Genomic DNA, 13,198 nt, shown 5'->3' on the forward strand with positions numbered 1-13,198 from the left:
GTACGCAACGGGGCCCCGGTCACCCTCAGGGTGCCGGGGCCCCGGTCGTCGTACGGCTCAGGAGCGCTGCTCGACCTGGCCCCGGATGGTGACGAACTCGGCCTCCACCTGCTTGGCGGTCTTGAAGTAGATCACCACCATGCCCAGGCTGCCGCGGTCGGCCCAGACGCAGATGCCCAACGGGATGTTTCCGGCGGCCTTGCCGTCGCCGCACTTCGCGTCGCCGCCGAGCGGGCCGGCCCCGACCGTCGCCACGTTGGTCACGGTCAGCTCGGTGGAGAGCCCGTTGACGGCGTCGTCCAGCTCCTTCTTCGGGTCCGTCATCAGACCCGACGCGGCGGCGATCATGATGAGATCCTGCTTGGTCGGGTCGCCGTAGAAGGCGCCGACCGCGCTCGTCTCGTTCTGCACCTCCGCCTTCATCTGGCTGACCAGATCATCGGCGGCCGTTTGCAGTTGCGGGTCGGTGACCTTCGGCCGACCGGCGAGGGTCGCCGGCGCGACCACCCGGGTCTTGGTGGCGTCGACGACGTCGCCCACGTCGTCCTTGACAGCGAACCAGGTGATCGCCGCTCCGCCGAGGCAGAGGACCAGCACCACCGCCAGCACGATCAGCACGATCTTGCCGACGTTCGACTTCTTCGCCGGGGGCGGGCCGGCGGGCAGGTACGGCTCGCCGTACGGCTGACCCGGCTGCGCGGGCGGGAACCCCTGCTGCTGCTGCGGCGGCGGCCACCCACCGGGCTGCTGCGGCTGGTCCGGCTGCTGCGGCTGGCCCGGGTACTGCGGCTGGCCCGGCTGCTGCGGCGGGTTGGGGGAATCGTGCGGCGGGCCGTACGGGGTGGCCGGCGGCTGAGACATCAGTTAGCTCCAAGTCAGGGGTGCAAAGCGCGTGATCTTAACCCGCTGAGGATTCCGGCGTTGTCCCTGCACAGACCCCCGGCCGGCCGCCACCTGATCACAAACGGTCGCGGTGGCCGGGTCGTCCACCACGGACGTCCCGACCACCGCGACGGTGGTGCGGCGATCTCCTCAGGCGGGCAGGCTCGCCGCCCCGGGTGGCAGGAACCGCTGACCGGTGACCCGCTCGGAGGTGCCGGTCCGGTCCAGGTAGGGCGTCACGCCACCCAGGTGGAACGGCCATCCGGCGCCCAGGATCATGCACAGGTCGATGTCCTGCGCCTCGGCGACCACGCCCTCGTCCAGCATCAGCCGGATCTCCTGCGCGAGCGCGTCGAGCGCGTTCTGCCGGACCTGCTCGGCGGTCAGCGGCTGGTCACCGACGACGAGCAGCTTGGCCACCTCGTCGTTTACCTGGTCGTCGACAACGATCGGCTGACCGGAGTCGGCGATGCGCTTGAGGTTGTCGCTGACGCCGAACCGGTCCGGGTACGCCGCGTGCAGGGTGCCGCCCACGTGGTACGCGACGGCCGGCCCGACGAGCTGGAGCAGGGCGAGCGGGCGCATCGGCAGGCCCAGCGGGTCCAGTGCGCTGTTCGCCACGTCCAGCGGGGTGCCGGCGTCGACGGCGGCGAAGACGGTGCCCAGGAAGCGGGTGAGCAGCCGGTTCACCACGAACGCCGGAGCGTCCTTGACCAGCACACTCGACTTCTTGAGCTGCTTGCCGACCGCGAACGCGGTGGCCAGGGTGGCGTCGTCGGTGCGCTCGCCCCGGACGATCTCCAGCAGCGGCAGCACGGCCACCGGGTTGAAGAAGTGGAAGCCGACCACCCGCTCCGGGTGCTCCAACTCCGCGGCCATCTCGGTGATCGACAGCGAGCTGGTGTTGGTGGCGAGCACCGCCTCCGGGGAGACGATCTTTTCCAGCTCGGCCCAGACCTGCTTCTTGACGCCCAGGTCCTCGAAGACCGCCTCGATGACGAAGTCGGCGTCCGCGAAGGCGTTCTTGTCGACAGTGCCGCTGACCAGGCCGTACAGCTTGGCGGCGGTGCCCTTGTCCATCCGGCCCTTGAGGACGGCCTTCTCGATCTGGGTGTGCACGTAGCCGACGCCCTTGTCCACCCGCGACTGGTCCAGGTCGCTCATGACGACAGGCACCTGGAGGCGGCGGGCGAAGAGCAGCGCCAGCTGGCTGGCCATCAGGCCGGCGCCGACGATGCCGACCTTGGTGATCGTGCGGGCCAGACCCTTGTCCGGTGCGCCGGCCGGTCGCTTGGCCCGCCGCTGCACCAGGTCGAACGCGTACAGGCCGCTGCGCAGCTCCTCGGAGAAGATCAGGTCCGCGAGGGCCTCGTCCTCGGCGGCGGTGCCGGCGGCGAAGTCGCCGTCCTTCGCCGTCTCCAGCAGGTCGAGGGCCTTGTACGCGGCCGGGACCGCGCCGTGCAGCCGCTGGTTCAGCGTCTCCCGGGCGAAGTAGAGCACGCCCGCCCACATGTCCTTGTCGACAGCGGGTCGGGTGACTGTCACCTGACCGCGCACCACGCCGGCGGCCCACTCCAGGGAACGCTCCAGGAAGTCGGCCGGCTCCAGCAGCACGTCCGCGATGCCCAGCTCGGCGGCCTGCTTCGGCTTGAGCATCTTGTTCTGCATCAGCGGGTTCTGGATGATCACCTGGGTCGCGGCGGGGATGCCGATCAGGTTCGGCAGCAGTTGGGTGCCGCCCCAGCCGGGCACCAGACCGAGGGAGACCTCGGGCAGCGCGAGGGCCGCCGCGCCGCCGGAGAGCGTCCGGTAGTGGCAGTGCAGCGCCAGCTCCAGGCCGCCGCCCATGGCCGCCCCGTTGACGAACGCGAAGGTGGGGACGGCGCTGTCCCGGAGCCGGGCGAAGACCCGGTGACCGAGCCGGCCGATCTCCAGCGCCTGCGCGCGGTCGGCGAGCTGCGGCAGCCCGAGGATGTCCGCGCCGACGCAGAAGATGTACGGCTTGCCGGTGACCGCGATGAACGCCGGGTCGGCGGCGAGCGCGGCGGTGATCGCCTCGTCCAGGCTGGCCAGCCCGCCCGGACCGAAGGTGTTCGGCTTGGTGTGGTCGAGCCCGTTGTCCAGCGTGATCAGGGCGGCGGGTCGGTCCAGCCCCGGTACGTTCACCTGCCGCAGCAGCGCCCGGGTGACGACCTCGTTCGGCGCCTTCACTTGTCGCCCTCCGTCCAGTGCGGGTTCTCCCAGATGACAGTGCCGCCCATGCCGATGCCGATGCACATGGCGGTGAGGCCGTAGCGGACCTCGGGGTGCTCGGCGAACTGACGGGCCAGCTGCGTCATCAGCCGGATGCCCGACGAGGCGAGGGGGTGGCCGATGGCGATCGCGCCGCCCCACGGGTTGACCCGCGCGTCGTCGTCGGCGATGCCGAAGTGGTCGAGGAAGGCGAGCACCTGCACGGCGAACGCCTCGTTCAGCTCGAACAGGCCGATGTCGTCGATGCTGAGCCCGGCGAGGCGCAGCGCCTTCTCCGTCGACGGGATCGGGCCGATGCCCATCACCTCCGGCTCCACGCCGACGAACCCGAACGACACCAGCCGCATGGCGATCGGCAGGCCCAGCTCACGGGCTGTCGCCTCGTCGGCGAGCAGGCTCGCGGTGGCGCCGTCGTTGAGGCCGGCCGCGTTGCCCGCGGTGACCTTGCCGTGCGGGCGGAACGGGGTCTTCAGGGTGGCGAGCTTCTCCAGCGAGGTGTCCCGCGGGGCCTCGTCCACAGTGGCCAGGCCCCAGCCGCCCTCCGCTTCGCGGATGGACATCGGCACCAGGTCGTCCTGGAGCTTGCCGTTGGCGTACGCCTTCGCGGTCTTCTGCTGCGAGGCGAGCGCGAACGCGTCGGTGCGCGCCTTGGTGATGTGCGGGACCAGGTCGTGCAGGTTCTCCGCGGTGGCGCCCATGACCAGCGCGGACGGGTCGACAAGCTTCTCCGCGATGATGCGCGGGTTGGGGTCGACGCCCTCGCCCATCGGGTGGTGGCCCATGTGCTCGACGCCGCCGGCGATGGCGACGTCGTACGCGCCCATGGCGATGCCGCTGGCCACGGTGGTCACCGCGGTCATGGCGCCGGCGCACATCCGGTCGATGGCGAAGCCGGGAACGGTCTTGGGCAGACCGGCCAGCAGGGCGGCGGTACGGCCGATGGTGAGGCCCTGGTCGCCGATCTGGGTGGTGGCCGCGATGGCGACCTCCTCGACCCGCTCCGGGGGCAGCTGCGGGTTGCGGCGCAGCAGTTCACGGATGCAGCGGATCACCAGGTCGTCGGCGCGGGTGTTGGCGTACATGCCACCCGCCTTGCCGAACGGGGTACGGACACCGTCGACAAAGACGACATCCCGAACTTCACGGGGCACTTGAGCCTCCTATTGACCATGATTCGGCCGTCGTGCGGAGCGGCACTCCGGACCGGACAGGGCTCGCCGACACGGGCACGTTCCCCCGAATGCTACTCGCCAGTAACCAACCCCGTCCGCACCCCCACCTGTGGCCCACCCCACACCCCGCCCCACGGTCAGGGGGTGGGGTCCAGGGCCTCGGTCAGGTCGGTGGCGAGGAGCCCGATCTGCCACTCGCGGGCGTTGAGGCCCCGCAGGGTCTCCGCGACCGTCGCCTCGGTGAGCTCCTCCGGCGGGGTCCAGGCCAGCCGGCGTACCGAATCCGGCGTGATCAGGTTCTCCGGCGGCAGGTTGTGCTCACCGGCGATGCGGATCACCACCTCCCGGCAACGGGCCAACCGACCGGCCGCCACCGGGTCGCGTTCGGCCCACCGGTGCGGCGGGGGCGGGCCCTCCACCGTCGGGGAGACCGGCAGCGAGTCGTCCGGCAGTTGCCGGGCGTCGTCGAGCGCGGCGAGCCAGGTGCGGGCCAACCGACGAACCGACCGACCGCCGAACCCGGGCAGGGTCAGCAGGGTCTTCTCGTCCTTCGGGTCCAGCTCGGCGGCGGCGATGATCGCCGAGTCGGGCAGCACCCGGCCGGGCGCGGCGTCCCGCCGGGAGGCGATCTGGTCCCGGGCGTACCACATCGAGCGCACGCGAGCCTGCGCCCGCGCCCCGCGCAGCCGGTGGATGCCGGAGGTGCGCCGCCAGGGCTCCGCCCGGACCCGCGGCGGGCGCGCCCCGGTGCGCACCAGCGCGGCGAACTCCTCGGCGGCCCAGGCCGACTTGCCCTGTCGGGTCAGCTCGGCGTCGAGCGCGTCGCGCAGGTCGGTCAGCAGCTCCACGTCGAGGGCGGCGTACGTCAGCCACGACTCGGGCAGCGGTCGACTCGACCAGTCGGCTGCCGAATGGTGCTTCTCCAGGGTGAACCCGAGCAACTGCTCGGTCAGCGCGGCCAACCCGACCCGCTCGAACCCCGCCAGCCGGGCAGCCAGCTCCGTGTCGAACAACCGGCGCGGGCGCAACCCCACCTCGGCCAGGCAGGGCAGATCCTGGCTGGCCGCGTGGAGCACCCACTCGGCATCCCCGATCGCCGCGTCCAGCGCGCTGAGGTCCGGCAGGGGCAGCGGGTCGATCAGCGCCGTGCCCGCACCGGCCCGGCGCAGTTGCACGAGGTATGCGCGCTGGCTGTAGCGGTAGCCGGAGGCACGTTCGGCGTCCAGCGCGACGGGGCCGCTGCCCGCCGCGAAGCGGGCCACGACCTCGGCGAGCTCCGCCGGCGCGGCCACCGGATCGGGGGTGCCGTCACGCGGGGCGATCAGCGGAACGGGCCCACCGTCGATCGGGTCCACCCCGTCGCCCGCCGGCTGCGGCTGGGCCGACGGCGGGTGCAGGGGTGCGTTTCCCGGAAGTTCTTCGGTGGGCCGACGGCGCAGGGGTGGTTCGTCGGTCACCTGCCAACCCTAGTGCGCGCGGGGAACCGGCGGGTGCAGCCGGTCCGGCGTGTGTCGGTCAGGTGTCCGCACGGTGTCCTCGCGGAGACCAGACGTTGCGGCGGACAACGGCCGTTCGTGCTGGTACGTGCCATCGAACCGCACCCTCCCGCAGCCGCCGCCCCCGGACCGGTGAGGTCAGGCCGCGCCGGCCGCCCGGCGGTCGGACAGGGCGGTGACCCCCGGTGGCGGCAGGCCGGCCGTGGAGGCGAGCAGCGCACACCAGCCGAGCAGGTGCGGGGTCAACTCGTCGTCGACCGGCGTCCAGGAGGCGCGGATCTCGATGTCGCCGACGGTCGGCGGGCCGGCGAGGTCGCCGAACCGGGTCGACATGGTCTGCGTCACCGTGCCGCCGATCGCCCGGTGGCCGGCGTCCTGGGCGTCCAACGCGTCGGTCAGCCACGTCCAGCCGACCCCGGGCAGCAGCGGGTCGGCGGCCAGGTCGACCTCCAACTCGGCGGTCACGTAGGTGACCAACCGCAGGGTGCCCTGCCACGCCTCGTGGCCGACCGGGTCGTGCAGCAGGATCAATCGGCCGGTCGCCACCTCGTCGCCGTCGCGCAGCACTGTCGCGGAGAGCGCGAACGCGTACGGGGCCAACCGCTGGGGGGCGCCGACCTCCTCCAGCGTGATCTCCGGGCGGGGGGTCGCCGATCGCAGCCCGGCGACCGCGCGGGCGAACGTCTCCGGGAGCGCGATCGGGGGGGCCATGTCGGCAGCCTATGCCGCCGTCGGCCCCCGGCTTCGACGGCGCGCCGACACCCGTGCGCCGCCGGGGGCCTTCCGAAGGTGCTCTTCCTTTCACCCCAGGTGGGGTGGGGGTGGTGGGCGTGGCACGATTGCGGCGATGACCACGGACACCACGGGCACTGTCGCCCGAGACGGAGCACCCCGCCCCGGCGGACCGGCCGACTCGCCCTTCGTCAGGGCCTGCTGGCGACGGTCCGGCCCGCACACCCCGGTCTGGTTCATGCGCCAGGCCGGCCGCTCGCTGCCGGAATACCGCGAGATCCGGGCCGGCGTGCCGATGCTGGAGTCCTGCCGTCGCCCGGATCTGGTCACCGAGATCACGCTCCAGCCGGTGCGCCGGCACGGAGTGGACGCGGCGATCCTGTTCAGCGACATCGTGGTGCCGGTCGCGGCGGCCGGCATCGACCTGGACATCGTGCCGGGCACCGGCCCGGTGGTCGCCGAGCCGATCCGCACCCTCGCCGACGTCGAACGGATCCGCCCGATCACCCGCGACGACGTCCCGTACGTGGACGAGGCGGTCCGGCAGCTGGTGGTCGAGCTGGGCGACACCCCGCTCATCGGCTTCGCCGGCGCGCCGTTCACCCTGGCCAGCTACCTGGTCGAGGGTGGGCCGTCGCGGACCCACGTCAAGACCAAGTCCCTGATGTACGGCAACCCGGAGCTGTGGCACGCGCTCTGTGGCCGGCTGGCCGAGGTGACGCTGGCCTTCCTGCGGGTGCAGATCGAGGCCGGCGTGTCCGCCGTGCAGCTGTTCGACTCGTGGGCGGGCGCGCTGTCCGAGGCCGACTACCGCAGCTACGTGCTGCCGCACTCCGCCGCCGTGCTGAGCGGGCTGGCGGACGCCGGGGTGCCGCGGATCCACTTCGGGGTGGGCACCTCCGAGCTGCTCGGCGCGATGGGCGAGGCCGGCGCGGACGTGGTCGGCGTCGACTGGCGTACCCCGCTGGACGTGGCCACCCACCGGATCGGTCCGGACAAGGCGGTGCAGGGCAACCTGGACCCGGCCGTGCTGTTCGCACCGTGGCCGGTGGTGGAGGCCGAGGTGCGCCGCATCCTGGAGCAGGGCAGGGCGGCCCCCGGGCACGTGTTCAACCTCGGCCACGGCGTACCGCCGGAGACCGACCCGGAGGTGTTGACCCGGGTGGTCGCGCTGGTGCACGAGCTTTCCAGTCGCCGGGCCGACCAGGGCTGAGAAGGCGATGCGGCAGCCCTGGCGGGTGGCGGTGGTCGGCGGCGGGATCGCCGGGCTGGCCGCCGCGGTCCGCCTGCGCGACCACGCCCCGGCGGGCACCGAGATCACTGTGTACGAGCAGTCCGGCGCGCTGGGCGGCAAGCTGCGTACCGGCGAGTTGGCCGGCCAGCCGGTGGAGTTCGGGGCCGAGTCGTTCCTGATGCGTGACCCCACCGGGGCGGAGTCCGCCGCGGTGGCCCTGATCCGGCGGCTCGGGTTGGCCGATCGGATCGTGCACCCGACGGTGGGGCAGGCCGCGCTCGTCGTCGACGGTGGGCTGCGCCCCATCCCGGGCGGCACCCTGGTGGGCGTACCGGGGGATCTGGACCGGGTGACCTCGGTCGCCCGCCCGGCCGCGGACGCCGACCTCGACGACGGGCGGCCGCTGGTCGGGCCGGACGCGGACGTCTCGGTGGGCGCGCTGGTCCGGTCCCGCTTCGGTGACGAGGTGGTGGAGCGGCTGGTCGACCCGATGCTGGGCGGCGTGTACGCGGGCCGCGCCGACGATCTCTCCCTGGTCACGACGATGCCGGCGCTGGCCCGCACGGCCCGGGTGGAGCACACCCTGGTCGGCGCGGTCCGGGCCGCGCAGGCCGCCGCGCCGCGCGCGCCCGGCGCCCCGGTCTTCGGCACCCTTGTCGGTGGGCTGGGCACCCTGGTGGAGGCCGCCGTGACGGCCAGCGGCGCGACGGTACGGCGGGACGCCGCCGTCCGTGAGCTGACCCCGACCGGCACGGGTTGGCGGCTCACCGTCGGCCCGACCCGCGACGCGGCGCTTGTCGACGTGGACGCCGTGGTGCTGGCGGTGCCGGCGCGACCGGCGGCCCGGCTGCTCACGGGTCCCGCCCCGGGGGTCGCGGCGGGTGTCGGCGAGCTGGACTACGCGAGCGTCGCGTTGGTCACCCTGGCGATGCCGCAACCGCACCTGCCCGAGCTGTCCGGTTTCCTGGTGCCCAGCACCGAGGGCCTCCTGATCAAGGCCGCGACCTTCTTCACCACCAAGTGGGGGCACCTGCGCCGGCCGGACGGCCTGGCGTTGGTGCGCGCGTCGGTGGGCCGGTACGGCGAGGAGGCGCACCTCCAGCGCCCCGACGCGGACCTGGCGACCACCGTGCACCGGGAGCTCTCGGCGGTGCTCGGCACCCCGTTGCCCGCCCCGGTCGACGGGCACGTGCAGCGGTGGGGCGGCGCGCTGCCGCAGTACGCCCCGGGGCACGCCGACCGGGTCGCCGCCGCGCGGGCGGCGTTGCGGGCCGCGCACCCCACAGTGGTCCTCGCCGGCGCCGGTTACGACGGCGTCGGCATCCCGATCTGCGTCCGCTCCGGCGAGACGGCGGCCGACGAGATCATCACAGCACTGGGAGGATCGGCGAGATGACCGAGCAGACCAACGCGGCCCGGTTGCGGGAGCTGAACGACAGCATCCGCTACACCATGTGGTCGGTGTTCCGGGCCAGCGCCCCGCTGCCGTCGCTGCGGGACAACGTCACAGGCGAGGTCGTGGCCCTCTTCGACGAGCTGGCCGGCAAGGACGTGGTGATCCGCGGCGTGTACGACGTCGCCGGTCTGCGCGCCGACGCCGACGTGATGATCTGGTGGCACTCCGCGTCCAGTGACGCGCTCCAGGACGCGTATCTGCGATTCCGCCGCACCACGCTCGGGCGGTCGCTGACCCCGGTCTGGTCGCAGATGGCGCTGCACCGGCCGGCGGAGTTCAACAAGAGCCACATCCCGGCGTTCCTGGCCGGCGAGGAGGCCCGCCCCTACATCTGCGTGTACCCGTTCATCCGCTCCTACGAGTGGTACCTGCTGCCCGACGCCGAGCGGCGCGAGATGCTTGCCGAGCACGGCAAGATGGCCCGCGGCTACCCGGACGTACGCGCCAACACGGTGGCCTCGTTCGCGCTCGGTGACTACGAGTGGATGCTCGCCTTCGAGGCGGACGAGCTGCACCGGATCGTCGACCTGATGCGGGACCTGCGCGCCTCCGGCGCCCGTCGGCACGTCCGCGAGGAGGTTCCCTTCTACACGGGCCGCCGCCGCTCAGTAGCCGAAATCGTCAACTGCCTGGTCTGACGGGCGTAGCTCGGTCAGAACGGTCGGAGCATGACCTGTTCGTGGCGGACGCCGTCGGGGAGGAGATCGCCCGTCTCGTCGGTCATCCGGAAGCCGATGCGGCGGTAGAGGGCCTTCGCCCGTGCGTTGTCCGGCATGACGCTGAGGCGGATCCGGTCGGCGCCGCTCTCGCGGGCCCAGCGCGCCACCTCGTCCACCAGACGGTCCGCGACGCCCTTGCCACGGGCATCGGGGTGCACCCACATCGAGATCAGCTCCCGCACCAGTGGGTCCGCCGTCGGTACGCCGCTGGCCATCCCGACCGGACGTCGGTCCAGGACGGCCACCAGGTTGTGTGAGCCGGGGATGCTCAGCCGGTCGCGCCAGCGTTGCTCGCGGTCGCCCTCGCCCTGCCAGTCGGCGAGCCGGGATCCGAACGCGCCCGGCGCCTCGGTGAGGGCGGCCAGCCGCAGGTCGCGCCAGGTCGGCCAGTCGTCGGGGGTGAGCACCCGCATCTCGATCATGTGGGAATGATGCCCGGCGGCGGTGTGCGGGCGCCATCGAGAACCGCCGGCCGGTGCCGCACCCCCGCCCGGGTGCGGCACCGGACGGAGGTCAACTGGTCGTCGTGCAGGAGACCAGCGGAACCGGGTTGCTGCCGTTCCACGAGCCGAGGAAACCGAACGTGGTGCTCGCGCCGGCGGCAAGAGTGCCGTTGTGGCCGACGTTGCGTGCGGTGACCAGCGAGCCGTTGGTGCTGACCGTCGCGTTCCACGACGACGTGACCTGCTGGCCGTTGTTGTAGTTCCAGCTCACCGACCAGCCTCGGGTGGGCGAACCGCCCGCTGTCACCTTCACGTCGGCCTGGAAGCCGCCGGACCACTGGCCGGTGACCTGGTACGTCGCCGTGCAGGCCCCAGCCGGCGGCGGGGTGCTCGGCGGCGGGGTGGTGGGCGGCGGGGTGGTGGGCGGAGGAGTGGTCGGCGGGGGCGTGGTGGGCGGCGGGGTCGTCGGCGGCGGCGTGGTCGGCGGCGGGGTGGTCGGCGGCGGGGTCGTGCCCCCGAAGGTGACGTCGCTGCACAGGTAGTACGACTGGTCCAGGTGGCTGGCCTGCCAGACGGTGTAGACGATGTGCCGTCCGGTGCGCCCGGAGGCGTTGACCGGGATCTGGATGGAGACGCCACCGGTGTCCGGGTTCCACTGGGAGGCCGGAGTGTTACCGATCTGACCGGCCAACTCCAGGTCGTCCCAGCCGAGCGGCTCGGTGAGCGCGTCGAAGCCCTGCTTGGTCACGTACACCCTGATGTAGTCGGCGCCGTGACTGGCCTGGTCGAAGAAGCGCAGCCGGAAGTTGTTCGACACCGAGGTGGTCTTCCACGCGCCGATGGTGTCCAACGAGTTGTAGCGCGGGCTCTGGGTGCGCCCGCCGCTGCACAGTTGGCCGTTGGGGACGGCGGCCTGGTGATTACCGCCCACACCCTCGCGGAACAGGCCGTTCCAGTTCCACATCGCGGCCGGGTCGGCCTGCCAGGCCTGCCAGCACATCGGGTCTTCCGTTGCCATCCGAGGGTTCTGGAAGTCGCCACCCCAACGTTGCCAACAGCTGTAGTTGCGCGAGGGCGGGTCGACGACGGACCCGTGCGCGGAAGCGGGCTGGGCCTGCATGGTGTTCAGTGCGGTCGTCAACAGGAGCGTGCTGGTCGCCGCGATGGCGAACAACCAGAGCACGCGTCGTGATCGGGTGGAAGTGGACATGGAGCCCCCGGGGCTATGAGGTCGGACGACGACACCCGGATCTACGGGAGTTGCCCACTCCCGCGCCTATTCGCTGGCTCCCGCGACGGCTCTACCCGAAACCATGCCAGTTAGATCGTCACCCGTCAATGACATCGCGCCGCATCGGGGTGTGTGGGATGCCGTCCTCCACGTACTCCGGGCCGCTGACCGCGAAGCCGTGCCGGGTGTAGAACGCCACAAGGTGCGACTGGGCATCCAGCACGCATTGCCGGTTGCCCACCACCTCCAGCGCCGCGCTCATCAGCCGGCCGGCGTGCCCGCCGCCGCGCGCCGCCGGCGCCACCACCACCCGACCGATCCGGGCGGTGCCGTCCGGGTCGGCCAGGATCCGCAGGTACGCCAGCGGCGCGCCGCCGTCGGTCAGCCAGAGGTGCCGGGTGCCCGGCTCCACGTCGCGCCCGTCGAGTTCCGGGTAGGGGCAGTGCTGCTCCACGACGAACACGTCGATGCGCAGCTTGAGCAGGTCGTGGAAGGTGCGGGCGTTCAGGTCGGCGAAGGACGCCGTCCGGATTTCGGTGGTCTGCTGAGGCACCCACCGATGGTAGGCCGCCTCAGGTGGTGCCCGATCGCGGCGCCAGGTAGGTGGCGGCCACGGCGGTGAGCAGCAGCACCCCGCCGACGATGACCGGCAGGGGGAGCGGCTCGTGCAGCAGCGCCACCGCCAGCGCCGCGGCGGTGAGCGGTTCCAGCAGGGTCAGCACGGCGGCGACACTGCCCGGGGTGGTGCGCAGCCCGGCGTAGAACAACGCGTACGCCAGCGCGGTGGTGACCACGCCGAGGTGCAGCAGCAGTGTCACGGTGTCCAGGCGTACCGGCACGGCGACCCCGGCGACCACTGCGAACGGCGCGAGGGTCAGCGCGCCAACCACAGTGGAGATGGTGGTCAGCGTCATCGGCGCGGTGTGCTGCGAGACGTTGCGGCTGATCAGGGTGGTCACCGCGTACCCCAGTCCGGAGCCGGCCGCCGCGAGCAGGCCGAGCAGCGGCGCGGGCGCCGCCACTGTCGGGTCGGCGGTGGCCCCGGTGATCAGGACCAGACCTGCCACGGCCGCGACCAGCGTGCCCAGTCGCAGCGGGCCGGGGAGTCGTCGGGCGCGCACGGACTCCCAGGTCGCGGCGAGCACCGGGGCCAGACCCAGGCTGACAACGGTGGCGACGCTGACGCCGGCCCACGCCACCGCGGCGAAGTAGAGCGCCTGGTAGAGGCCGAGGCCGACGCCGGTGAGCAGCAGTGGTACGGGTGCCGCGCGCAGGGCGGACACGAGCGTGCCGAGCCGGCCGGCGGTGCACGCCAGCAGCACGAGCGCGGCGATCGCGAGGCGATGGAAACCGATGCTCACCGGGCTGAGACCGGTGCTGTCGCGCAGGAGTTGCACCGCCACGCCGGTGGTGCCCCACAGGACGCCGGTGACGGTGATCTGGATCAGGCCGGTGCGGGCCGAACTGGTGGCCGTGGCCGGGGCGGCCGACGGCACGGTACGGGTGAGGGACACGGAGGCGCTCCGAAGGGTGAGCCGTTGACGGGGACGACGTCGACGGAGCGCGTACGGCAGGGGGCC

The 13,198-nt window shown here is 72.7% G+C and carries 12 protein-coding genes; 3 read left to right on the top strand and 9 right to left on the bottom strand.

Annotated elements, in window-relative coordinates; translation table 11 throughout:
• Positions 1 to 57: 57 nt before the first annotated feature.
• The 5 genes from ACQPWW_RS08690 to ACQPWW_RS08710 form a co-directional block, all read right to left on the bottom strand.
• On the bottom strand, positions 58 to 861 hold the full coding sequence (locus ACQPWW_RS08690) for a hypothetical protein (protein WP_433130860.1): 804 nt from the start codon (positions 859 to 861) through the stop codon (positions 58 to 60).
• A 171-nt stretch (positions 862 to 1,032) separates the two neighbouring features.
• Entirely contained in the window at positions 1,033 to 3,093 is a 2,061-nt protein-coding gene (locus tag ACQPWW_RS08695; protein ID WP_433130862.1) for a 3-hydroxyacyl-CoA dehydrogenase NAD-binding domain-containing protein, read from the bottom strand.
• Entirely contained in the window at positions 3,090 to 4,286 is a 1,197-nt protein-coding gene (locus tag ACQPWW_RS08700) for a thiolase family protein (RefSeq protein ID WP_433130864.1), read from the bottom strand. The genes ACQPWW_RS08695 and ACQPWW_RS08700 overlap by 4 nt, the downstream gene beginning before the upstream one ends.
• 158 nt (positions 4,287 to 4,444) lie before the next feature.
• Positions 4,445 to 5,764, bottom strand: a complete 1,320-nt coding sequence (locus ACQPWW_RS08705) for a ribonuclease D (protein WP_433130866.1) — start codon at positions 5,762 to 5,764, stop codon at positions 4,445 to 4,447.
• Positions 5,765 to 5,941: 177 nt separating this feature from the next.
• Complete coding sequence (locus tag ACQPWW_RS08710) at positions 5,942 to 6,514, bottom strand: DUF3000 domain-containing protein (RefSeq protein WP_357801950.1); 573 nt, start codon at positions 6,512 to 6,514, stop codon at positions 5,942 to 5,944.
• Positions 6,515 to 6,650: 136 nt separating this feature from the next.
• On the opposite strand from ACQPWW_RS08710, the gene hemE reads away from it, so the two are divergent.
• The 3 genes from hemE to hemQ are packed head-to-tail and all read left to right on the top strand — an operon-like array spanning position 6,651 to position 9,863.
• The gene (hemE, locus tag ACQPWW_RS08715) at positions 6,651 to 7,748 is read left to right on the top strand and encodes a uroporphyrinogen decarboxylase (RefSeq protein ID WP_433130868.1); all 1,098 of its coding nucleotides are present in this window, start codon (positions 6,651 to 6,653) and stop codon (positions 7,746 to 7,748) included.
• 7 nt (positions 7,749 to 7,755) lie between these two features.
• Positions 7,756 to 9,165 carry a protoporphyrinogen oxidase gene (gene hemG, locus ACQPWW_RS08720; RefSeq protein ID WP_433130870.1) on the top strand — a complete coding sequence of 470 codons (1,410 nt, stop codon included), beginning with the start codon at positions 7,756 to 7,758 and terminating at the stop codon, positions 9,163 to 9,165.
• Complete coding sequence (gene hemQ, locus ACQPWW_RS08725) at positions 9,162 to 9,863, top strand: hydrogen peroxide-dependent heme synthase (RefSeq protein ID WP_433130872.1); 702 nt, start codon at positions 9,162 to 9,164, stop codon at positions 9,861 to 9,863. The genes hemG and hemQ overlap by 4 nt, the downstream gene beginning before the upstream one ends.
• Before the next feature lie 14 nt (positions 9,864 to 9,877).
• Here the strand turns inward: hemQ and ACQPWW_RS08730 are convergent, their stop codons facing one another.
• The 4 genes from ACQPWW_RS08730 to ACQPWW_RS08745 form a co-directional block, all read right to left on the bottom strand.
• Positions 9,878 to 10,366 carry an N-acetyltransferase family protein gene (locus tag ACQPWW_RS08730; protein WP_433130874.1) on the bottom strand — a complete coding sequence of 163 codons (489 nt, stop codon included), beginning with the start codon at positions 10,364 to 10,366 and terminating at the stop codon, positions 9,878 to 9,880.
• Between the two features lie 91 nt (positions 10,367 to 10,457).
• Complete coding sequence (locus ACQPWW_RS08735; protein ID WP_433130876.1) at positions 10,458 to 11,597, bottom strand: lytic polysaccharide monooxygenase; 1,140 nt, start codon at positions 11,595 to 11,597, stop codon at positions 10,458 to 10,460.
• Positions 11,598 to 11,715: 118 nt separating this feature from the next.
• Complete coding sequence (locus tag ACQPWW_RS08740; RefSeq protein WP_433130878.1) at positions 11,716 to 12,171, bottom strand: GNAT family N-acetyltransferase; 456 nt, start codon at positions 12,169 to 12,171, stop codon at positions 11,716 to 11,718.
• A 19-nt stretch (positions 12,172 to 12,190) separates the two neighbouring features.
• Positions 12,191 to 13,132: a DMT family transporter gene (locus ACQPWW_RS08745; RefSeq protein ID WP_433130880.1), complete on the bottom strand. Its 942-nt coding sequence runs from the start codon at positions 13,130 to 13,132 to the stop codon at positions 12,191 to 12,193.
• Between the last annotated feature and the right edge of the window lie 66 nt (positions 13,133 to 13,198).

Origin of the sequence: Micromonospora sp. CA-240977 (genome assembly GCF_050942285.1) — a bacterium.
Classification (GTDB): Bacteria; Actinomycetota; Actinomycetes; order Mycobacteriales; family Micromonosporaceae; genus Micromonospora.